At 69.2% G+C, this 22,242-nt stretch carries 18 protein-coding genes; 3 read left to right on the top strand and 15 right to left on the bottom strand.

Going from position 1 to position 22,242, the window contains the following annotated elements; translation table 11 throughout:
* Positions 1-384: 384 nt before the first annotated feature.
* From AC1RQF_RS15395 to AC1RQF_RS15385, 3 genes are read right to left on the bottom strand one after another with little or no spacing between them, the layout of a single operon-like run.
* A complete protein-coding gene (locus AC1RQF_RS15395) occupies positions 385-2,811 on the bottom strand; it encodes a glycosyltransferase family 4 protein (protein WP_492872391.1) in 2,427 nt (808 codons plus the stop codon).
* Complete coding sequence (locus AC1RQF_RS15390) at positions 2,808-4,274, bottom strand: oligosaccharide flippase family protein (protein WP_492872390.1); 1,467 nt, start codon at positions 4,272-4,274, stop codon at positions 2,808-2,810. Before AC1RQF_RS15390 ends, AC1RQF_RS15395 begins: the two co-directional genes overlap by 4 nt.
* Positions 4,275-4,295: 21 nt before the next feature.
* The gene (locus AC1RQF_RS15385; protein WP_492872399.1) at positions 4,296-6,413 is read right to left on the bottom strand and encodes an NHL repeat-containing protein; all 2,118 of its coding nucleotides are present in this window, start codon (positions 6,411-6,413) and stop codon (positions 4,296-4,298) included.
* Positions 6,414-6,884: 471 nt separating this feature from the next.
* Here AC1RQF_RS15385 and AC1RQF_RS15380 point away from each other — a divergent pair, with 471 nt between their 5' ends.
* The 3 genes from AC1RQF_RS15380 to AC1RQF_RS15370 are packed head-to-tail and all read left to right on the top strand — an operon-like array spanning position 6,885 to position 9,961.
* The gene (locus AC1RQF_RS15380; RefSeq protein WP_492872389.1) at positions 6,885-7,949 is read left to right on the top strand and encodes an acyltransferase family protein; all 1,065 of its coding nucleotides are present in this window, start codon (positions 6,885-6,887) and stop codon (positions 7,947-7,949) included.
* A 31-nt stretch (positions 7,950-7,980) separates the two neighbouring features.
* Positions 7,981-9,024 carry a GDP-mannose 4,6-dehydratase gene (gmd, locus tag AC1RQF_RS15375; RefSeq protein WP_273996451.1) on the top strand — a complete coding sequence of 348 codons (1,044 nt, stop codon included), beginning with the start codon at positions 7,981-7,983 and terminating at the stop codon, positions 9,022-9,024.
* On the top strand, positions 9,011-9,961 hold the full coding sequence (locus tag AC1RQF_RS15370; RefSeq protein ID WP_492872388.1) for an NAD-dependent epimerase/dehydratase family protein: 951 nt from the start codon (positions 9,011-9,013) through the stop codon (positions 9,959-9,961). Before gmd ends, AC1RQF_RS15370 begins: the two co-directional genes overlap by 14 nt.
* 51 nt (positions 9,962-10,012) lie before the next feature.
* On the opposite strand, the gene AC1RQF_RS15365 is transcribed toward AC1RQF_RS15370, so the two are convergent.
* The 12 genes from AC1RQF_RS15365 to AC1RQF_RS15310 all read right to left on the bottom strand — a co-directional run.
* Positions 10,013-11,203, bottom strand: a complete 1,191-nt coding sequence (locus tag AC1RQF_RS15365) for an O-succinylhomoserine sulfhydrylase (RefSeq protein WP_273996453.1) — start codon at positions 11,201-11,203, stop codon at positions 10,013-10,015.
* Between the two features lie 227 nt (positions 11,204-11,430).
* A complete protein-coding gene (purF, locus tag AC1RQF_RS15360; protein ID WP_273996454.1) occupies positions 11,431-12,963 on the bottom strand; it encodes an amidophosphoribosyltransferase in 1,533 nt (510 codons plus the stop codon).
* Positions 12,964-13,016: 53 nt separating this feature from the next.
* Positions 13,017-13,511 carry a CvpA family protein gene (locus AC1RQF_RS15355; protein ID WP_273996455.1) on the bottom strand — a complete coding sequence of 165 codons (495 nt, stop codon included), beginning with the start codon at positions 13,509-13,511 and terminating at the stop codon, positions 13,017-13,019.
* Positions 13,512-13,517: 6 nt separating this feature from the next.
* Positions 13,518-14,324 carry an SPOR domain-containing protein gene (locus AC1RQF_RS15350; RefSeq protein WP_492872387.1) on the bottom strand — a complete coding sequence of 269 codons (807 nt, stop codon included), beginning with the start codon at positions 14,322-14,324 and terminating at the stop codon, positions 13,518-13,520.
* Between the two features lie 28 nt (positions 14,325-14,352).
* On the bottom strand, positions 14,353-15,663 hold the full coding sequence (gene folC, locus AC1RQF_RS15345) for a bifunctional tetrahydrofolate synthase/dihydrofolate synthase (protein WP_273996457.1): 1,311 nt from the start codon (positions 15,661-15,663) through the stop codon (positions 14,353-14,355).
* Positions 15,664-15,759: 96 nt separating this feature from the next.
* Complete coding sequence (gene accD / locus AC1RQF_RS15340) at positions 15,760-16,632, bottom strand: acetyl-CoA carboxylase, carboxyltransferase subunit beta (protein ID WP_273996458.1); 873 nt, start codon at positions 16,630-16,632, stop codon at positions 15,760-15,762.
* An 80-nt stretch (positions 16,633-16,712) separates the two neighbouring features.
* Positions 16,713-17,528, bottom strand: a complete 816-nt coding sequence (gene trpA / locus AC1RQF_RS15335; RefSeq protein WP_492872386.1) for a tryptophan synthase subunit alpha — start codon at positions 17,526-17,528, stop codon at positions 16,713-16,715.
* Between the two features lie 192 nt (positions 17,529-17,720).
* A complete protein-coding gene (locus AC1RQF_RS15330; RefSeq protein ID WP_273996460.1) occupies positions 17,721-18,557 on the bottom strand; it encodes a DNA-methyltransferase in 837 nt (278 codons plus the stop codon).
* Between the two features lie 11 nt (positions 18,558-18,568).
* The gene (gene trpB / locus AC1RQF_RS15325; RefSeq protein ID WP_273996461.1) at positions 18,569-19,762 is read right to left on the bottom strand and encodes a tryptophan synthase subunit beta; all 1,194 of its coding nucleotides are present in this window, start codon (positions 19,760-19,762) and stop codon (positions 18,569-18,571) included.
* 66 nt (positions 19,763-19,828) lie between these two features.
* Complete coding sequence (locus tag AC1RQF_RS15320; RefSeq protein ID WP_492872385.1) at positions 19,829-20,557, bottom strand: phosphoribosylanthranilate isomerase; 729 nt, start codon at positions 20,555-20,557, stop codon at positions 19,829-19,831.
* Positions 20,554-21,396, bottom strand: a complete 843-nt coding sequence (gene truA, locus AC1RQF_RS15315; RefSeq protein WP_492872384.1) for a tRNA pseudouridine(38-40) synthase TruA — start codon at positions 21,394-21,396, stop codon at positions 20,554-20,556. Before truA ends, AC1RQF_RS15320 begins: the two co-directional genes overlap by 4 nt.
* Positions 21,396-22,242 (bottom strand): FimV C-terminal domain-containing protein (locus AC1RQF_RS15310; RefSeq protein ID WP_492872383.1); only part of this gene is annotated, 847 nt, incomplete at its 5' end. The genes AC1RQF_RS15310 and truA, both read right to left, overlap by 1 nt.

Raw genomic sequence — 22,242 nt, 5'->3', positions numbered from 1 at the left:
CGTTTTTTCGGCATCGGCATATCCATGACTTTTACCTCTCATGATATGCCCCGCCCACAAAATCCCGGACAGGTCCCGGCCCAGGGATCGGCCCAGGGATCGGCCCCGGGAACCGCTCAGGGATCGCTCAGGGATCGGCTCGGGAAGTGGATTCGAAAACCCTCGATCAACCACCCGGACGCGCCCCTACCCCTGCATCGCGCAGGCCGCCTCCCGGGAAATCGCCGCCGCCCCTTCGCGAGCCGTCAACGCGCCACTCACGCCGCGTCCCAATCGATCGCCCCCTGGCCAGCCACGCGCCGCACGCGCGGCCTGCATCGCGAGGCCAACACGGCCCCTTCGCCCTATCCGGCCCACGCGCACCACCCCGCGCGCTTCAGGCCGTCACTGCCCGCGCGCCGTCTCCACGAGGATCCGCTCGACCTGCTCGACATATGCCTCGCGCCCGAAGCGCCGCAGCGCCGTCTCGAAGCCGTTCTCAACCAGACGCTCACGCAGCCGCGCGTCGCGGCGCAGCCCGGCCAGCGCGCCGGCCAGCGCCGCCGCGTCGCCCGGCTCGCACAGCAAGCCGTCGACGCCGTCCTCGACGATCTCCATCACGCCGCCCGCGCGCGCGGCCACCACCGGCCGCTTCGCGAGCATCCCCTCGACGATCACGCGCCCGAACGGCTCCGGCGTGATCGACGTATGCGCAACGACGTCGACCGCCTTCATGCACGCGGCGATATCGCGCTGGAAACCCAGAAAATGCACGCGCGCACCGAGCCGGTGGCACGCGACATACGCCTCCAGTTCCGCCGCATACGCATCCTCGCCGAACAGCGGCGCGCCGACCAGCACGACGTGCAGCTCAAGATCCAGCCGCGCGGCCTCGAGCAGCACGTGCTGCCCCTTCCAGCGCGCCAGCCGGCTGAACGAGCCCACGAGCCAGGCCCCCTCGGGCAAGCCGAAGCGCACCCGCAGCGCCGCCTGTCGCACCGGTTCCAGCGCGACGAACGGCTCGGCCGAGATGCCGTTGAACACGACCTCCACCGCCTCGGCGTCGAACCCGGTCAGCGCGAGGAACGCCTGTGCGGTCGCCGCCGAATTCGCGATCACCCGCGTCACGCCGCGCCGCACGCATTGACGGATCAGAAACCGCTGGCGTGCGCCGAAATGCGCATCGCTGACGATGTCGCGCACGTGCCAGACGAGTGGCCGGCGCGCGAGCCGCGCCGCGAGCGCGCCCACCACCATCGCGCGCTGCGTATTCGCATAGATCACCTCCGCATCGCGCGCGCGCCGCGCGACCGCCCGCACCAGCGACGCGAGCGCGCCGAGCGCGCGCCACGGCAAGCCGCCCTGCTTGCGCGCGCCGGCGAGCGCCGGACGGGCCAGCACCTCGACGCGCACCCCGGCCTCGGCGAGCGCGTCGCGAAACGGCCCGTCGTCGAACAGCAGCACGTCGGCGGCCCCGCCCAGGCTCGCGGCGACGTCGAGCAGCGACAACTCCGCGCCGCCCAGCACGCCGCTCTGATCCAGCACCAGCACCCTCGGCCGCGGCCCACCGGGCGGCGCGCCCCGTGGCGCGGGCAGCGGGCGCGCGCGCCGCCGCGCATCCGGCACGAGGCGCTCGACCTGCTCGACGAAGCGCTCCCTGAAACAGGCGGTCGCGAAACGTTCCGCGTTCTCCCGGCAGGCCGCCGGCTCGAAACGCGGCGCGTGCCGCTCGAAGGCCTCGACCGCGGCCGCGATCGCGGCCGGGTCCTGGGTCGGGAAGAACAGGCCGGTCGGCCGCGGCTCCGACGCCGCGTCGCGCACGGTCTCCAATGCGCCGCCCTTCCCATACGCGATCACCGGCGTGCCGCAGGCCTGGGCCTCGACCACGGAAATCCCGAAATCCTCCTCGGCCGCGAACACGAACGCCTTCGCGCGCCGCATCCGGTCGTGCAGCACCGCGAACGGCTGATAGCCCATGATCTCGACGTTCGCGCCGGCCTTCGCGCGGATCCTCCGCATCTCGGGACCGTCGCCGATCACGACCAGCCGGCGCGCGGGCATCCTGGCGAACGCCTCGACAATGAGATCGATCTTCTTGTACGGCACCATCCGCGACGCAGTCAGGTAGAAATCCTCCTTGTCGGCGTGGAGCGAGAACGCGTCGACATCCACCGGCGGAAACACCACGGCCGCATCGCGCTGGTAAACCTTGCGGATGCGGCGCGCGATGAACGCCGAATTCGCGACGAACCCGTCGACGGCGTTGGCGGTCCGGCTGTCCCAGTTGCGGATGTAGTGCAGGATCGCCCGCGCGGCGTACGACTTGAGGCCTCGCGTGAGCTGCGACTGCGCCAGGTACTGGTGCTGGAGGTCCCACGCGTAGCGGATCGGCGAGTGCACGTAGCTCACATGCACCTGGTCCGGCCCGGTCAGGATGCCTTTCGCGACCGCATGGCTGCTCGAGATCACGAGGTCGTACGCGGATACGTCGAGTTGCTCGATCGCGAGCGGCATCAGCGGCAGGTAGCTGCGATAGCGGGTGCGCGCGAACGGCAGGCGCTGGATGAACGAGGTGGTCACGGGCCGGCCGCGCAGGCAGCGGCGGTCGTCGAGGAAATCGACGAGGCTGAACAGGTCGGCGCTCGGGAAGCACGCGATGATCTGTTCGAGCACGCGCTCGGCGCCGGCATAGGTCACGAGCCAGTCATGCACGATCGCCACGCGCAACGGGCGCTCGGCCGTCCGCGGCAGCGCGGGCGCATCGACGCCGGCGGGCGCGGCGGCCCCGGGCGCGGCCGGAAACAACGCGGATGCTGCGAGATCGCGGTTCATGCGCTTTTCCTCGAATGGAGACGCCCGAGCACCGCGCGCGCCCACGCGCGCAGGCCGGGCGTCGTCGTGAACGACCACGCCAGGTTCGCCGCCGCGACGGCCGCGCACCCGATCGCGGCGGCCGGAATGCCGGGCAGCGCGGGCGCGAGATACAGGCTCGCGAGCAGGAACGCGAGGTGCGCCGCCATGTCGAGCACGATCGATCGCATCCGGATCGCGGACAGGTACAGCAGCGCGAGATAGTCGAGCAGCGCGCGCCCGGCCACGACCACCGCTGCGCCCGTCAGGCCGAACGCGTGGATTCCGTACGCGAGCGCGGCGATGAAGAACGGCAGTTCGACGAGCCCGACCAGGGCGGCGCGCGCCGGATTGACCTGCGCCTGGATCAGGATCCGCGTGACGCTCGCCTGCCCGACCAGCCACACGCTGATCACGAGCAGCCGCCCGACCGGGCCCGACAGCGTCGCGAGGTCCCTGCCCACCCACACCGCGAGGAACGGTTCCAGCGCGAAGACCGCGACGATCGCGACCGGCGTGAACGCGGCGTTCAGGCATTCGAGCGACTGGCGCGCGAGCGCGTCCGCGTGCTCGCGGCCGAGCGCGGACAGGCGCGGAAACAGGGTGCGCACCAGCGCGTTCGGCAGCATGTTCAGGCGCGTGACGAGGTTCTGCGGCACCGTGTAGTAGGTGACGTAGCGCGCACCGAGCGCCGCGCCGAGCATCACGCGATCGAGCGTGTCGGCGATCGTCCCCGCCGTGCTCGCGATCAGCATCCAGCCGCCGAAGCTGAACAATCCCTTGGCGACGCCGAGCCGCGGCCGCTCCACGCGGCGGATGCCGAGCACGCGCAGGCTCGCGACGCCGAGCAGCAGCGCCGCGATCAGGCGCGCGCCGACCGCCGCCGCGAGCACCACCGGCAGCGTCGGCGCGACGAGCCACGCGGCGCCGAGCGGCAGCAGCTGGAACAGGAAGGTCCCGATCGTCTGGTTCGTGTTGAACACGCCGAAGCGTTCGGCGCCATTGATCGCACCCGCGAATACCCACGAGACGTTCGCGAGCGGGATCGCGCACGCGAGCCAGGGCAGCGCGCCGTACACCTCGTGGCGCAAGCCGGCCGGCAGCGACGAAAAACTCGCGGTATAGACGAACGCGCCCGCATAGATCAGCACGCCGCCCGCGACGCCCGTCGCGAGATTGAGCCAGCACGCGCTCCAGAACACCTGCGCGCCCTGTCGCGCGTCGCCGCTCGCGAGCGCCTTCGAGATATGGTTTTGCGCGGCCATGCTCATGCCGAGATCGAGCACGCCGAAATAGCCGATCAGCGTCCAGACGAGGCTCACCACGCCATAGCGTTCGACGCCGAGCGCCCGGATGTACGCGGGCACCGTGACGAGCGAGACGAAGGTCGGCAGCACCAGCCCGCAGAAATTGATCGCGACGTTCCTGAGCAGCCCCTTATCCATGCGCGCGCCGTCCCTTCCCGCTCATTGCGGCCTCCAGCGATACATGAGCACCTTGCCGCGCGCGTCCTCCTCGACGAACACCAGGTACTCCCCGTTGTCGCGCCGGTACGCGCTGATGCCGAACGGCACGTCGACCCAGCCCGACGCGCGCCCGACCTCGGGCCCGGGCCGCAGCACGCCGAGTTCCCTGCCGCTGTCCTTGTCGTAGACGTGCACGGTGCCGACCGGCTCGACCGCGAACAAATAGCGCCCTTCGACCGTCAGGCCGATCAGCGTCAGGATCGGTTTCGCGTCCGGCCGCCACGGCAGCGGCAGCGTGTAGCGCGCGACCGGCGACCCCGTCGACCATTTGTCGAAGCGCACGAGCACCCGGCCGACCTCCTTCGTGATGCCGGGCTGCGGCGGCAGGTCGGCGGTGTAGCCGGTCACGTACAGCGTGTCCGTGGCGGGCTCGTACAGCGCGCGCCGCAGCTCGGTGAACGGCGCGGGCGTCGGATACGTGGTCAGCTTCGCGTACGAGTAGATCGGATTGCCCGCGCGATCGAGCCCGCCGTAGCGATAGCGATGGATCCCGCGCGTGTCGCTCGTGCGCCAGATGTCGCCCGCCGTGTCGACCCACCAGCCCCAGCCGCCCGCCATGCCGCGCCCGCTCGTGTTCAGCTCGAACTCGCCGTCGTCGAAGCGGCCGTTGCCGTTCGCGTCGCGCCAGATCCAGTCGCCGCCGGGCGGCCGGTTCGGCACCGCGTCGACGGGCCGCGCGCGCCCCGCGAGCAGGCCGGCCGGAATCGCCGTCTCGCCGTCCCGCTTCGGATCGAAGCGGTAGATCTTCAGGTGGTCGGCATACATGTCGGTCAGGTACAGGAAGGTCCGGCCGTCGATCCGGCGCGCGAACGGCATGCCCGGCCACTGGTCGGTATGGAAGACCGGATCGTCCGGATAGCGGAACCGGTTCGACAGGAAGCCCGCGTAGGTCCACTCCTTGCCGGGCGGACGCGAGAAGTCGAGATCGAAACGCTTGTTGCCGGTATAGACGCTGTTCGGCCGGCCGGGATCCATCCACGCGCCGTCGACGAACAACAGGCCTTGCACCTGCCAGCGCAGCCGGCCGTCGGGCGCGTAGCTCTCGAGCGCCGCGCCGAGCCCGGCGCCGATCGTGTCGTGGCGCGGCCCGATGCCGTTCATCGCGACATAGACGTTGCCGGCGCGATCGACGCCGACGCCCGTCAGCCCGTTGAAGCGCTGCGGCCCCGGCCGCCCCGCATAGCCCGAGAAAATCCCGCCGCGCGCGCCGAGCGTGGCGGCTGGCGCGTAGCGTTCGCCCGCCTTCGCGTAGATCAGGATCTGCTGGCGCGGCCCGTTGTCGGCCACGAGCACGCGGCCGCGCGCATCGACGGCCACGTCGACGGCCTGCGCGTCGTCGGGCAGCGCGGGCGCGTCGTCGATCAGGCGGCCGTCGGGGCGCACGTGCGCGAGCCGCGCCGGGCCGTGCAGCGTATCGGCGAGCAGCCACAGCGTGCCGTCGCCCGCGAGCGCGATCCGTCCGGGCTCGTGCGCGTCCCAGGCGGTCTTCTTCTGCATGGTCCCGGCGTCGTAGACCGCGACGCTGTCATGCAGCGGATCGCTCGCGTACAGCAGCGTCTCGCTCGCCGCGAGCCCCGCGACCTCGGCCCGCGTATCGACGGGCACCTCGTTGACCACCAGGAAGCTCGCGGCCAGCCGCGCGCGCGGATCGGACGCGCCGGCCGCGCGGAACGGCGCGGCGGTGCGCAGGTCGCCGAGCGCGCGGCGCGAGATGCCGTACCACTGTCGTCCCTTCGACGGCCAGATCCCGGGGCTCACGAGATGCCCCTTCTCGTTGCCGACGCCGATCGCGACGTACGCATAGCGGCGATTGACCGCGATCGCGCTGCCGCCCGTATTGCCCCAGCCGTGCGTGCCGCCCGCGAAGCCGAGCATCCGGCCGTCCTGGTAGACGCTCGCCTCCGCGCCGCTCTCGTCCCAGGGCGTGTTCGTGTAGACCTTGCCGTCCGGCGTCACCGCGATCGCGCGGATGTCGATCTGGGTCCAGGCGCCGTCGCCATAGCCGAAGGTGTTGCCGATCCAGGACGTGGTCGCGGGCAGCACGGGCGCCGCCGCCATCGCGCCGCCCGCGAGCAGCGCGACGCCACCCGCCAGGAGAGCCAGTATCGAACGCCGCAATGCGCCTCCGCCGTCGACGATCGGCGAAGCGCGCACCGCGCGGACGCGGCACGGCGCGGCCATCGCGTCGGGCCGCCTCGCCGATCGGGGTTACAAACGATCGGACGCAGGTTAGCGGCAAAATATTCGCAAGAAATCCGCAAATATTGTTCATCGGCGCGCGCGCCGGTTCGTGATCCGTAACGATCCGTGCGCGGAACCGCGCGCGACGCCGACGCGCTTGCGCCGACGGAAAACGAACGGAACTGCGCGCGCTCCGGTTTATTTTTTGCGACGTTGCAGGCGTTTTACACGCGTTTTTTTGCCGATTTCTTTTTCCTAGAATCGATTCCGACTGCCGAATCCCGATGCCTCGACGGCATCCCGACCGGCCGCGCGACGCGGCCTTCACGCCCGCGGACGGAATCGACCATGCCCAGCAGCCCCTTGCCTCTCGCCCCGCCCGCCCGGCAATCCGGACGCATCACGCAACTCGACGGCCTGCGCGCGTTCGCGGTGCTCGCGGTGTTCTGCCAGCATGCGCTGAAAGCGCCGCTGTGGATCGGCGTCGACCTGTTCTTCGTCCTCAGCGGCTTCCTGATCACCGGCATCCTGCTCGATCGCAAGGCGCGCGGGCTCCCGTACTTCGGCCACTTCTACGCGCGCCGCGCGCGGCGGATCCTGCCGCCCTATCTGCTGCTGCTCGCGGTGTCGTCGCTGCTGTTCGGCGTCGGCTGGCTCGCGCACTGGCCGTGGTACGCGTTCTTCTCGACCAACATCGGCCTGTCGCTCGGCAGCATCGGTCACGACAGCCTCAACGTGCTGTGGTCGCTCGCGGTCGAGGAACAGTTCTATCTGTTCTGGCCGTTCGTCGTGCTCGCCTGCTCGCCGCGCGCGCTCGCACGGGTCGCCGTCGGGCTCGTCATCGCCGCGCCGCTGCTGCGCGCCGCGGCGACGCCCTGGTTCGCTTCGTACTGGCCGATCTACTACCTGACGCCGTTCCGCATGGACCTGCTCGCGGCCGGCGCGCTGCTCGCGCTCGCGCAACGGCACGACCGGCAGTTGCTCGCGCGGTTCTACCGTCCCGCGCTCGCGCTCGCCTGCGTCGCGCTCGCGCTGCTTGCAGGGCTGCACCTCGCCTATCCGCGCTTTCGCGCGGCCAACACGCCGCTGTCGAATGCGACGCTGTACAGCGTGTCGCTGCTGCTGTGCACCTCGCTCGTCGTGATCGCGCTGCGCGGCCGCGGGCTCGTGCAACGCGTGCTGACGCAGCCGTCGCTCGTCTATCTCGGCGCCGTCAGCTACACGGTCTACCTGATTCACCTGAGCGTGCTGTACGTGGTCTGGACGCTGCCGCTGAACCGCTACCTGAGCGCAGCGCTCGCGCTGGGCATCACACTCGGCTACGCGAGCCTGAGCTGGCACGCCTTCGAGCGCCGCCTCACGCGCGGCGCGCCGCCTGCCTCCCTGCCGGATGCCGCCGGCACGCGCGCCTGACGCATTCCCATCACTCGACGAGGAAACCGCCATGACCCACGCGCGCAAAGCGATCATCACCGGAGTATCGGGACAGGATGGCGCCTATCTGACGCAACTGCTGCTCGACAAGGGTTACGCGGTGACCGGCACCTATCGCCGCACGAGTTCCGTGAACTTCTGGCGCATCGCCGAGCTGGGCGTCGCCGAGCATCCGCGCCTCACGCTGGTCGAGCACGACCTCACCGACCCCGGTTCGAGCCTGCGCCTGCTCGAAGCCGCGCAGGCCGACGAGTTGTACAACCTCGCCGCGCAGAGCTTCGTCGGTGTCTCGTTCGATCAACCCAGGACCACCGCCGACGTCACCGGCCTCGGCACGCTGAACCTGCTCGAGGCGATCCGGGTGGTGAGTCCGCGCACGCGCTTCTACCAGGCATCCACCTCGGAAATGTTCGGCAAGGTCCAGGCGATTCCGCAGACCGAGCGGACCGCGTTCTATCCACGCAGTCCTTACGGAATCGCCAAGCTGTTCGCACACTGGACCACGGTCAACTATCGCGAGTCATACGGCCTGTTCGGTTGCAGCGGCATTCTGTTCAACCACGAATCGCCGCTGCGCGGCCGCGAATTCGTCACCCGCAAGATCACCGACACCGTCGCGAAGATCCGTCTTGGTCAGGCCCAGGTGCTTGAACTCGGCAATCTCGATGCCAAGCGAGACTGGGGTTACGCGCGCGAATACGTCGAAGGCATGTGGCGCATGCTGCAGGCGGAGACGCCCGACACCTACGTGCTCGCCACGCAGCGCACCGAGACCGTGCGGGATTTCGTGGGAATGGCGTTCGCGGCGGCCGGCTACCAGCTCGAATGGACTGGCAGCGGGGAGCGCGAACGCGGCCTCGACGTGGCGACGGGGCGCGTGCTGGTCACCGTGAATCCGAAGTTCTACCGGCCGGCCGAGGTGGACCTGCTGATCGGCTGCGCGGACAAGGCGCGCGACCAGCTCGGCTGGCAGCCGGACACCACGCTCGAACAGCTGTGCCGGATGATGGTCGACGCGGATCTGGCCCGGAACCAGCGCCATGAATCGTATTGAGGGCGGCGCGCGCCGCGCGCTCGTGACCGGCCTCGCCGGCTTCACGGGCCGCCATCTCGCCGCGCGCCTCGAAGCGGCCGGCTACGCGGTGTGGGGCATGGTCGCGCCCGGCAGCACGCATCTGGACGATCCGCTGTTGCGCCGCCATCCGCACCGCTTCGCCGACCTGCTCGATCTCGACGCGCTGCAGGCCGCGGTGGCGGACGCGCAGCCGGAGGTCGTGGTGCATCTGGCCGCGTGCGCGCACGTCGCGCACAGCGACCCGCGCGCGCTCTATCTCGTCAACGTGGTCGGCACGCGCAACCTGCTCGCCGCGCTCGCGAGCCTCGCCACGCGCCCGCGCGCGGTGCTGCTCGCGAGCAGCGCGAACGTCTACGGCAATACGCGGCGGGACCGGCTCGATGAAAGTACGCCGCCCCAACCGGCCAACGATTACGCGGTCAGCAAGCTCGCGATGGAATACGCGGCGCGCCTCTGGAGCGACGCACTGCCGATCGTGATCGCGCGCCCGTTCAACTACACCGGCGTCGGCCAGAGCGATGCGTACCTGCTGCCCAAGCTCGTCGCGCACTACGCGCGCGGCGACGCCCGCATCACGCTCGGCAATCTGGACGTGAGCCGCGACTTCTCCGATGTCGGCGACGTCGCCGATGCCTATGTGCGGCTCATCGAGCATGCGAGCGCCAGCGCCGGACAGCTGTTCAACGTCTGTTCGGAGCGCGCGTATTCGCTGAAGGAGGTGCTGGCGATGCTCGCGCGGATCGCCGGCTACGTGATCGACGTGCGGGTCGACCCGGCGCTCGTGCGCGACAACGAGGTCAGGCAGCTGGTGGGGTCGCGCGCGAAACTGCGCGAGCTGATCGGCCCACAGCCGCTCACGCCGCTCGAAACCACGCTGCGCCGCATGTACGATGCGCGGCGCGACGCGCCTCGTTAGCGCTGCGCGGCCCGCTGCCGGCTCGCCGGCAGCGGTGGGCGCCCGGCTGCGTCAGGCGTCGAGCCCGCGCGCGAGGTCGCGGCGCAGGTCGTCCAGGTGCTCGAGGCCGACCGAGAGCCGGATCAGCCCGTCGCTGATCCCCGCCGCCGCGCGCGCTTCGGGCGTCACGCGGCTGTGGGTCGTGGTGGCGGGATGGGTGATGGTCGTGCGCGTATCGCCGAGATTGCCGGTGATCGACACGATCCGCGTGCCGTCGATCACGCGCCACGCGTTCGCGCGCTGTGCGTCGGGCGTGTCGCCCTTGAGTTCGAACGAGAAGATCGCGCCCCCCGCCTTCTGCTGACGCTGCGCGAGCGCGTACTGCGGATGCGATTCGAGGCCCGGATAGAACACCCGCTTGACGGCCGGATGCTGTTCGAGCCAGCGCGCCAGTTCGAGCGCGCTCGCCGATTGACGCTCGACGCGCAGCGACAGCGTCTCCATGCCCTTGAGCAGCACCCAGGCGTTGAACGCCGACAAGGTCGGCCCTGCGCTGCGCACGAATGGGAACACCTTCTCCATGATGAACGCGCGCGAGCCGACCAGCGCGCCGCCGAGCACGCGGCCCTGGCCGTCGAGGAACTTGGTCGCCGAATGCATCACGACGTCCGCGCCGAGCTTGAGCGGCTGTTGCAGCACCGGGCTGCAGAAACAATTGTCGACCACGAACAGCGCGTTCGCGCCCTTCGCGATCGCGCCGATCGCCTCGATGTCGGCCAGTTCGGTGAGCGGATTGGACGGCGTCTCGAGGAAGAACAGCTTGGTCTGCGGCTGCACCGCGGCGCGCCACGCGTCGAGGTCGGTCGGATCGACGAAGGTCGTCTCGATGCCGAAGCGGCTGAAAATCTGCGAGAACATCCCGAGCGTCGAGCCGAACAGGCTGCGCGAGCTGACGATGTGATCGCCCGCCTGCAGCGCGGCCATCACCACCGACAGGATCGCGGCCATCCCGGACGCGGTCGCGATGCACGCCTCGCCGCCCTCGAGCGCCGCGAGACGATCCTGGAACATCGTGACGGTCGGGTTCGTGAAACGCGAGTAGGTGTAATAGTCCTCGGAATTCTTGAAGCGCTCGGCCGCGTCGGCCGCGCTCGAGAAACAGAAGCTCGACGTAAGGTACAGCGCTTCCGAGTGCTCGTTGAATTCGCTGCGCAGCGTGCCGGCGCGCACGGCCAGCGTGTCGAAATTCAGTGAATCGTCCATGTTCCGTTCATCCGTATCCAATCGCCTTCCGGGCGTGGAGGCAACAAAAAAGCCCGCTCATGCATCGGCATCAGCGGGCTTCTGGGGGCGGCGGCAGCGTTCGACTCGGGACGGCGACTGTACCGGCCTTCGCTTTAGCTGTTTTGGGTTGCCCCGCGTCCGCAAGCTGATATCAAATCGACGCAAGCCCGCATCGTATCACGCCTGTCGGATCAGGTGCGCGCCGCTCACTCCACCGACAGCTGGAGGTTCATTTGCGAGCGGACCGTGTCGCCGTTGGCGTCGCGGTCGGCCTGCGACGCGGGCGTGAGGCGCGCGCGCTCGATCATGTCGAGGTACTCGGGCGTGATGTCGCCGGTGATGTAGTCGCCGTCGAAGCACGACGCCTCGAAATGGTCGAGCGCCGGGTTGATGTCGCGCACCGCGCGGCGCAGATCGCCGACGTCCTGGTAGATCAGGTAGTCCGCGCCGATGATCTTCGCGACCTCTTCGTCGCTGCGGCCGTGCGCGACCAGCTCGCCGCGCGTCGGCATGTCGATCCCGTAGACGTTCGGGAATTTCACGGGCGGCGCGGCCGACGCGAAGATCACCGACTTCGCGCCCGCGTCGCGCGCCATCTGCACGATCTCGTGCGAGGTGGTGCCGCGCACGATCGAATCGTCGACGATCAGCACATGCTTGTCCTTGAACTCGATGCTCATCGCGTTGAGCTTCTGGCGCACCGACTTCTTGCGCACCGCCTGGCCCGGCATGATGAAAGTGCGGCCGACGTAGCGGTTCTTGAAGAAGCCCTCGCGATACTCGACGCCGAGCTTCGCGGCGACCTGCATCGCGGCCGGCCGCGACGAGTCGGGAATCGGCATCACGACGTCGATCGGCACGTTCGGCAGCTCGCGCCTGATCTTCTCGGCCAGGTAGTCGCCCATGCGCAGGCGCACGTTGTAGACGGGCACGCCGTCGAGGCACGAATCCGGCCGCGCGAGGTACACGTATTCGAACATGCACGGATTCAGGCTCGGCGCCTCGGCGCACTGGCGGCTGTGGAAGTTGCCGTCCCGGTCGATGAAGACCGCCTCGCCCGGCTGCACGTCGCGCACGAATTCGAAACCGATGCCCTCGACCGCGACCGATTCCGACGCGATGATCCACTCGGTGCCGTGCGCGGTTTCCTGCTTGCCGATGCACAGCGGACGGATGCCATAGGCGTCGCGGAACGCGAGCAGCCCGTAGCCGGCGATCAGCGACACGATCGCATACGAGCCGCGCACCCGGCGATGCACGCCCGACACCGCCTTGAACAGCGCGTCCGGATCGAGCTCGAGGCCCGAGGTGGCGAGCTGCAGCTCGTGCGCGAGCACGTTGAGCAGCACTTCGCTGTCGGAATTGGTGTTGATGTGGCGGCGGTCGATCCGGAACATTTCGTCCTTCAACTGCTGCCAATTGGTGAGATTGCCGTTGTGCGCGAGCACGATGCCGAACGGCGCGTTCACGTAGAACGGTTGCGCCTCGGCTTCGCTCGTCGCCGACCCGGCCGTCGGATAACGCACCTGGCCGATACCCAGGGTGCCCGGCAGACTGCGCATGTTGCGCGTGCGGAACACGTCGCGCACCATGCCGTTCGCCTTGTGCATGTGGAAGTTGCTGCCGTCCACGGTCGCGATGCCCGCCGCGTCCTGACCGCGATGCTGCAGCAGCAGCAGGCTGTCATAGATCAGCTGATTGACCGGGGATTGAGAGATAACGCCTACGATGCCGCACATGGCATGTGTCCTTCAAGGATGCAAAATCGGTTCGGTCCCGGTCGTGCGCGCACTTACAGATGTATGTACGCGGCCAGTCCGTCGGGCAGCAGCGGCTTCAGCTCGCGCACACCCTGTTCGGCGAAGGGACGCAACAGCGCGTCGCGCCAGAAATCCTGTTTCGGCAATTCGGTCAGGCCCGCCGCCGCGACCAGCAGCAGCACCAGCAGCACGCCGCGCACGAGGCCGAACATCATGCCGAGCGAGCGGTCGACGCCGCCCAGGCCGCTCGCCTGCGCGATCCGCGACAGCAGCGCATTGGCCACGCCCGCCACCAGCACCACGCCGATCACGAGCAGCGCAAAGGCGATCACCCACTGGGTCAACGCGCCGCCCGGCCAGTTAGCTGGAATATAGGGCACCACGAGGCCGACAAAGCGGCATGCGATAAAAAAAGCCGCGATCCAGCCGATCAGCCCGAATACTTCCGAAACGAAACCCCGCCACGCGCCGCGCAGCGCGGACAGGCCAATCACCGCCAGGACGGCATAGTCGAACGCAGTCAGCATCGCGGATTACTGGGTCAGGCCCGCGTCACGCACCTTGGCGATCGCGGCGGACGCCGCGGCGCGATCGGCGAACGGTCCGGCCCGCAACAGCGCGGAAGTCCGCCCGTCGGTCTGCTTGCGATGTTCGACATAGGCCGGCACGCCCGCCGCCTTCAATTTGGTCGCCCAGGCGCGCGCCGTCGCGTCGTCGGGGAATGCGCCCAGCTGCACCGCGAAGCGCGCGCCCGGCGGCGAGGCCGGCGACGACGCGTCGCCGTCGCCCGCGGCGGCCGTGACGGGCGCCTGGTCCGCGGCCGCCGGCTTCGCGGGCGGCGGCGCGACGTTCGCGACGGCGGCCGGCTTGTTCGCCGCGACAGCCGGCTTGTTCGCCTGCGTCTGCGCCGGCGCGACGGCCGCCTGGGTGCGCGTGGCCTGCGCGGGCGCGGTGGCCGCGGGCGGCTCGTCGTGCGCGACGCCCGCCTGCACGTCGGCCGCGTCGTCGTCGCTCGCGGCGGTCGCCTGATGCGCGGGCCGGTTCGGGATCTCGATCGCGATGTCGTCGGTCACGGGCTTCGGATGGGAATCGAGCACCATCGGCAGCACGATCACCGCCGCGACCACGAGCGCGATCGCGCCGACGAGACGCCGGCGCGCACGTTGTTTTTCAGGAAGGGTCGGATCGAGGAGAAAAGCGTCCGCATCGGGGCGCTGTTCGGTGCGGCGAGGCCGCCGCTCCACGCGTTCAGTGCGAACGTTCCGGGAAGAACCACCGGTTCGCGAGCCGCGCCGAGCCGGCGCGTCGTCATCTTTTTTGCCGAACGAGAAAATGCCCATGAATGGCTGGTCCGAAACTACCCGTCAGTCAGTGTTGCTGCGATTTACGATAGGCCATCACGCCGGCTACCGTGTGGAAGCTACCGAAAACCACGATTCTATCATTGTCGGACGCCCTTTTTAGCGCATCGCGAAACGCATCGGCGGGACTCGCGCAGCGCGTCACGCCCGCATCGGGTCCATCCTCGACGCCCACCTCGCGCAGCGCCGCCTCCAGCGCGGCGGACGAGGCCGCGCGCGGCAGCGGCAGATCGGTCACGCACCAGTGGTCGATCTCCCCTTTCAGCTGCTTGAGCACGCCCGCGATGTCCTTGTCGTGCATCGCGCCGAACACCGCGTAGGTGTACGGGAAGAAGCCCATGTTGCCGAGATTCTGCGCGAGCACGGCGGCGGCGTGCGGATTGTGCGCGACGTCGAGCACGATGGCCGGCTTGCCCGGGAGCACCTGGAAGCGGCCGGGCAGCTCGACGTTCGCGAGGCCGAGCCGGATGTCCTGCGCCGACACCGGCAGCCGGTCGCGCAGCGCCTCGAGCGCCGCCAGCGCGGCCGACGCGTTGATCAGCTGGTTCGCGCCGCGCAGCGCCGGATAGGCAAGCGCCGGATAGCGCTTCTCGCGGCCCAGGTAGCTCCACTGCTGACGTTCGCTGCCCGCCTGCGTCTCGTAGCGGAAGTCGCGCCCGACGAGCCACAGGTCCGCGCCGATCGCCGCCGCGTGCTCGACGAGCGTCGCCGGCACGGCCGGATCGCCGCAGATCGCGGGCTTGCCCGCGCGGAAGATGCCGGCCTTCTCGAAGGCGATCTTCTCGCGCGTGTCGCCCAGGTATTCGACGTGGTCGAGATCGATGCTCGTGACGATCGCGCAATCGGCGTCGATGATGTTGACCGCGTCGAGCCGGCCGCCGAGGCCGACCTCGAGGATCACCGCATCGAGCCCGCGCGACGCGAACAGATGCATGATCGCCAGCGTCGTGAACTCGAAATAGGTCAGCGACACCGGCTCCGGCAGGCTCGTGCGCGCGGCCTCGACCGCCTCGAAATGCGGCAGCAGGTCGGCGTCGGCGACGATCTGCCCGTTCAGGCGCGCGCGCTCGTTGAAATCGAGCAGGTGCGGCGAGGTGTGGCAGCCGACCCGATAGCCGGCCCGCGTCAGGATCGTCTCGAGGAACGCGCAGGTCGAACCCTTGCCGTTGGTGCCGCCGACCGTGATGACCGGGCAGTCGAACGCGAGCTTCAGTGCGTCCTTGACCTGGCCGATGCGGGTCAGGCCCATGTCGATGCCGACGGGATGCGCGCTTTCGAGATGGGAAAGCCACGCGTCGAGGGTGGGAAAAGTGCTCATCGAGTTCAACCGGGAAGCGGAAAGCTTACGCGAAAAGACAACGCGCGCCGCCCGGCGGCAAGGCCGGGCGACGCGCGACGGGTTGCGGAACGGGCGTCAGGCCAGCGCGTCGGCCGGCTGGCGCTGGAGCAGCGCCAGCAGCTGGGCGATCTCGTCGCGCAGCTTGCGGCGGTCGACGATCATGTCGATCGCGCCCGTGGTCAGCAGGAATTCGGCGCGCTGGAAGCCTTCCGGCAGCTTCTCGCGCACGGTCTGCTCGATCACGCGCGGGCCCGCGAAGCCGATCAGCGCCTTCGGCTCGGCGATCACCACGTCGCCGAGGAACGCGAAGCTCGCCGACACGCCGCCCATGGTCGGATCGGTCAGCACCGAGATGAACGGCAGCTTGGCCTCGGCCAGCTTGGTCAGCATCGCGGTCGTCTTCGCCATCTGCATCAGCGACAGCAGGCTTTCCTGCATGCGCGCGCCGCCCGACGCCGTGAAGCAGATGAACGGCACCTGCTGCTCGAGCGCGTTCTGCGCGCCGCGCGCGAAGCGCTCGCCGACCACCGAACCCATCGAGCCGCCCATGAACGAAAACTCGAAGCACGCGGCCACCACCGGCAGCGTGTGGATCGCGCCGCCCATCACGACCATCGCGTCGGTCTCGCCGGTGTCGTCCATCGCTTCCTTCAGACGATCCGGATACTTGCGGCTGTCCTTGAACTTCAGCGTGTCGACCGGCAGGATCTCCTGGCCGATCTCATAGCGCCCTTCCGGATCGAGCAGCGCGTCGAGGCGCTCGCGCGCGCCGATCCGCATGTGGTGGTCGCACTTCGGGCACACATGCTGATTCGCCTCCACGTCGTTGCGATACAGCACCGCCTCGCAGGACGGGCACTTGACCCACAGCCCTTCGGGAATGCCCTTGCGGCTCTTCGGGTCGGTCTGCTTGATCTTCGGCGGCAACAGTTTGTCGAGCCAGCTCATCGTATGGTTTCCTGTTCCGTGGGAAAGCCGGACGCGTCGCATCCGGCTTCTCCGTCAGTGAATCGTAAGGTCGCGGCGCCTCACGCCGTGGCGCGGGCCGCGCCGTCGAGCGCCGCGCGCAGCTCGGCGGCAAACGCCTGCAGCGCGGCGACGGCGCCTTCCGGCGCGGTCTCCTCGAGCAATTGCACGAGGCGGCTGCCGATCACGACGGCGTCCGACACTTCGGCCACCGCGCGCGCCGTGGCGGCGTCCCGGATGCCGAAGCCGACGCCCACCGGAACCGGCACGCGCGACTTGATGGCCGGGATTTTACCCGCAATGCTCGAAACATCCAGATTTCCGGCGCCGGTCACCCCTTTCAGCGACACGTAATACACGTAGCCGCTCGCGATCTTGCCCACTTCCGCGATGCGCGCGTCGGTCGACGTCGGCGCCAGCAGGAAAATCGGGTCGATACCTGCCTCGCGCAGCGTGGCGGCGAAGACATCGGCTTCCTCGGGCGGATAGTCGACCACCAGCACGCCGTCGACGCCGGCCGCCTTGGCCGCGTCGGCGAACGCCGCGACGCCCATCCGTTCGATCGGGTTCGCATAGCCCATCAGCACGACCGGGGTCGTGTCGTTGCGCTCGCGGAACCGGCGCACGTCCTCGAGCACGCTGCGCAGCGTGACGCCGCGCGCGAGCGCGCGCTCCGAGGCGCGCTGGATCACGGGGCCGTCCGCCATCGGATCGGAGAACGGCACGCCGAGCTCGATGACGTCGGCGCCGCCTGCGGCGAGCGCGTGCATGAAATCGACGGTTTTCGCGGGATCGGGGTCGCCGGCGGTGATGAACGGGATCAAGCCCTTCCGGCCCTGTGCTGCGAGTGCTGCAAAAGTGTTCTGGATACGGGACATGGCAAAGTTCCTTTGTCGATAGGAGTTGGCGCTTCAGCGCTTACTCCTATCCCATACAAGGTTGTCGACCGGAGTCAGCGCTTTAGCGCTTACTCCGGTCCCATACAAGGTAGTCGATAGGCGTTGGCGCTTCAGCGCCTACTCCTAACCCATAAAAAGTCATCGTCCGCGCGACCGGCGCGCGGCGGCCGCTTACGCGCCGCCGGCCGGCGCGGCGATCGCGCACACGCGCTCGCGCGCGATCGCGCAATAACTTTCGTTGATCTCATAGCCGACGAAGTCGCGCCCCTGGCGCGCGCAAGCCACCGCGGTCGTGCCGCTGCCCATGAACGGATCGAGCACGCGGCCGCCCGGCGGGCAACTCGCGAGCACCATCCGCTCGACGATCTCGAGCGGCTTCTGGGTCGGATGGTCGACGCGCTCCGCGTGCTGCCGGTGCAGGCGCGAGACCGACCAGACGTCCTTGGGGTTGTAGCCGAGTTCGAGCCACTTGCTGCCCTCGAACAGCTTGCGCGAGCGCGCCTTCTTCGTATCGGCGTCGTACGGGATGCGGACCGGATCGAGATCGAAGTAATAGCCCTTCGACACCGCGAAAAACCCGATGTTGTCGTGCACCGAGGTATAGCGGCGCGTCGTGCCGCCCATGCTCGGCACGCGCCGGTCCCAGATGATCTCGTTGATCATCGTGAGCCGCGTCTTCAGGAAGCTGAAGATCTCCGGCGCGTACTGCCAGGTGCAGAACACGTACAGCGACCCGCTCGGCTTGAGCTTCGGGATCGCCAGCTCGAGCCACGCACGGGTCCAGGCGAGGTGATCATCGCCCGAACGCTTGTCGGAGTCGTTGCCGTAATCCTTGCCGAGCCCGTAGGGCGGATCGGCGACGATCAGGTCGATCGACGCATCCGGCAGGTTCGCCGCATCGGTCAGGAAATCGCGGTTCAACAACGCGATGCCGTTCGGCAGCGCGCACGGCTCGGCCAGCGCCGGGCTCGCCGCGCCGCCGCCGGGTTCGTCGATCAGGTCGCGCATCGGAGCGGGCTTCAGAGCACGATGCCCGATCGCTCGGCGACCGTGTGCATGTCCTTGTCGCCGCGACCGGACAGGTTGACGAGCAGGATCCGATCCTTCGGCAGCGTCGGCGCGAGCTTCGCGCCATACGCGATCGCATGGCTCGATTCGAGCGCCGGGATGATGCCCTCGATCCGGCAGCAGTCGTGGAACGCCTTCAGCGCCTCCTCGTCGGTGATGCCGACGTACTGCGCGCGGCCGCTGTCCTTGAGCCACGCGTGCTCGGGGCCGACGCCCGGATAGTCGAGGCCCGCCGACACCGAGTGGGTCTCGATGATCTGGCCGTCGGCGTCCTGCAGCAGGTAGGTGCGGTTGCCGTGCAGCACGCCCGGGCTGCCGGCGATCAGCGAGGCCGCGTGATGGCCCGAGTCGAGCCCGTCGCCCGCCGCCTCGACGCCGATCAGCTGCACGTCGCGATCGTCGATGTACGGATAGAAGATGCCCATCGCGTTCGAGCCGCCGCCAACGCAGGCGATCACCGCATCCGGCTGACGGCCGGCCAGCTCGGGCATCTGCACCTTGCACTCGTCGCCGATCACGCGCTGGAAGTCGCGCACCATCATCGGATACGGATGCGGGCCGGCGACCGTGCCGATGATGTAGAAGGTGTTCTCGATGTTCGTGACCCAGTCGCGCATCGCCTCGTTGAGCGCGTCCTTCAGCGTGCGCGAGCCCGATTCGACGGGCACCACGGTCGCGCCGAGCAGCTTCATCCGGTAGACGTTCGCGGCCTGGCGGCGCACGTCCTCGGAGCCCATGTAGACGATGCACTCCATGCCGAAGCGCGCGGCGATGGTCGCGGTCGCCACGCCGTGCTGGCCCGCGCCCGTCTCGGCGATCACGCGGCGCTTGCCCATCCGCTTCGCGAGCAGCGCCTGGCCGATCACGTTGTTCACCTTGTGCGCGCCGGTGTGGTTCAGGTCCTCGCGCTTCAGGTACAGCTGCGCGCCGCCGAGCATCTCGCTCCAGCGCTGCGCGTGGTAGATCGGCGAAGGACGGCCGACGAAGTGCTTGAGTTCGCGCTGGTATTCGGCGACGAATTCCGGATCGACGCTGAAGCGTTCGTAGGCGGCGCGCAGCTCGTCGAGCGCGTGAATCAGCGTTTCGGCGACGAACACGCCGCCATAGGGGCCGAAATGGCCGCGATCATCTGGGAGGTTGTACATGATGTCACTCTCGGGTTGCGGTGCGGCGCACGGGCGCTGCGGCCCGGCGTCACGCACCGGCTGGCGTCATTGGGCGTCCGCGTCGCGCACTGCGCGCACGAACGCAGCCATGCGGGCGTGATCCTTCACGCCCTTCGCGCCCGGCGCTTCGATGCCGCTCGAGACATCGACCGCAAACGGGCGCAGCTGGCGAATCGCATCACCGACGTTTTGCGCGTTCAAGCCACCACTCAAAACGGCCCGATGCGCGAGCTCTTCGGGAATAAGTGACCAATCGAATACCTTGCCGCCGCCGCCATAGCCTTCGACGAGCGTGTCGAACAGGAGGCCGCGGGCTGCCGAATAGTTAAGTGATGATTCTAGCAAATCGGCGGCCCGCGTCGTACTGCCAACGCGCAGCGCGCGCAGCCAGGGCAGCCGAGCGGCCTGCGCGAGCGACGCGCACTGCTCGGGCGTCTCGTCGCCGTGAAACTGCAGCAGCGACAGCGGCACCTGGTCCGCGACGCGCGCGAGCGTGTCGGCGTCCGCGTTGACGAACAGGCCGACCAGCGTCACGAACGGCGGCACCCGGCGCGCCAGCTCGGCCGCCTGGGCCGGCGTGACCGCGCGCGGGCTCTTCGGGTAGAACACGAGGCCGATCGCGTCGGCGCCGAGCGCCACCGCATGATCGACATCGGCCGCTTGCGACAGCCCGCACAGCTTGATGCGGGTGCGGCCCGACGCGGCGGCGCCCGACGCAGCGGCGCCCGACGCGACGGCGCCCGGAACGGAGGAATCGAGAGACGTATCGGTCATGATTGCAGGTCCAGGTCGGCCCACACCCCGCTCCACGGGACGCTGCCGAGTTGCGCGGGCGGCACCGCGAATTCCGCCGGATAGCCGACGTGCGCGAGATACAGGCCCTCCGGCATGAAGGTCGGCGCGGCCTGATTCCGGTCGCGGCTCGCGAGCACCTCGGCGAGCCAGCCGGCCGGATAGCGGCCGCGCCCGACCGCGATCAGGCAACCCATCAGGTTGCGCACCATGTGATGCAGGAATGCGTTGGCGCGAAATCGGAAATGGATGAAGCTGCCCTCGTGGCGCGCACCCGCGGCACCGGCCGCGTCGCGCCGGATGTCGATCTGGTACAGATGCTTGACGGGCGTCTTGGCCTGGCATTCCGACGAGCGGAACGCCGAGAAGTCATGCTCGCCGATCAGGCAGGCGGCCGCCTCGCGCATCGCGTCGACATCGAGCGGCGTATGCACCCAGCCGGCTCGCCCCGACAGCATCGGCGAGCGCACCGGGTGGACGTACAGCACGTAGTAATAGGTGCGCTCGAAGGCGGCGAAGCGCGCGTGGAACGTGTCCGGCATCGCCCGCGCCCACTGCACCGCGACCGTCGACGGCAGGAACGCGTTGGTGCCGCGCACCCAGGAGAACTCGGTGCGATCGAGCATCGTGTCGAAATGCACGACCTGGCCGAGACCATGCACCCCGGTATCGGTGCGCCCGGCGACCGTGGTGTGCAACGGCGCCTGGGCGAATTCCGCGAGCGCGCGCTCGAGCGCATCCTGCACGGTCTTGCCGTGCGGCTGCGATTGCCAGCCGCAGAACGCGGCGCCGTCGTACTGGATGCCGAGTGCGATCCGCATCACGACAATTCGGCGAGTTTCGCGAGCCGCACGCGCGCCTCGTCGGCCGTGCCGGCGTGGCCGGCCTCGACCACCTCCTGCAACAGCGTACGCGCGCCCGCCAGATCGCCCAGCTCGACATATTCGGACGCGAGATCGAGCTTGTTGTGCGCGATCTTCGCGAGCGTCTCGGGCGACAGCGCCGGCAGCACGGCGCTCGGGCTCGCCGGCAGGTCCAGGTCGAAATCGAGGTTCAGCACGCCGAACTGCGCGCCGCCCAGCGGCGCCGGGGGCGGCGTCAGGCTCAGCGGCGGAAGCGTCGAGCCCTGCTCGTCGTCCGCGTCGAGCGGCGGCAGCTCGTCGTCCTGCATGGCCGTCAGGTCGGCGGCGCTCGCGGGAGCGATACGACCCTCATTCGGAGGGAGCGGATGGGCTAGACCGTTAGTTGCATCATGAGGCGCATTCAAGCTGAACGCCCCGAACGCCATCTCACCGTCCGAGGTCGCGCGCGGCGGCAGCGGCATGTCGAGGCTGTCGAGCGCGGCAATCGCGTCGCTCGGGAATTCGGCGCTCGGCGCCGGGGCGACAGGCGCCGGCGCATCCGCGACCGTGCGCGGCTCGTCGTCCCAGACCAGCGTCGGCGCCGGCTGAACGTCATGGCCATCGATGACGTGCGCCACGGCGGCCGGCTCGTCGGCCACGTCGGACGCCGGCTGCGGCGCGTCTGCTTCAGCCGCGTCGCGACCGGAAAGCGACGACGCGATCTCGTGCCCGTTCGGCTCGGTTGCTTCCGGTTGCGCCGGCGCGTCGTGTGTCGCCTCATCGGCGGCCGCCAGCGCCGCCCCGTCTGCCGCGGCAAGCGCCGCC

The organism is Burkholderia sp. GW821-FHT14F03 (genome assembly GCF_058803765.1).
This window is presented reverse-complemented; position numbering and strand designations above follow the sequence as displayed.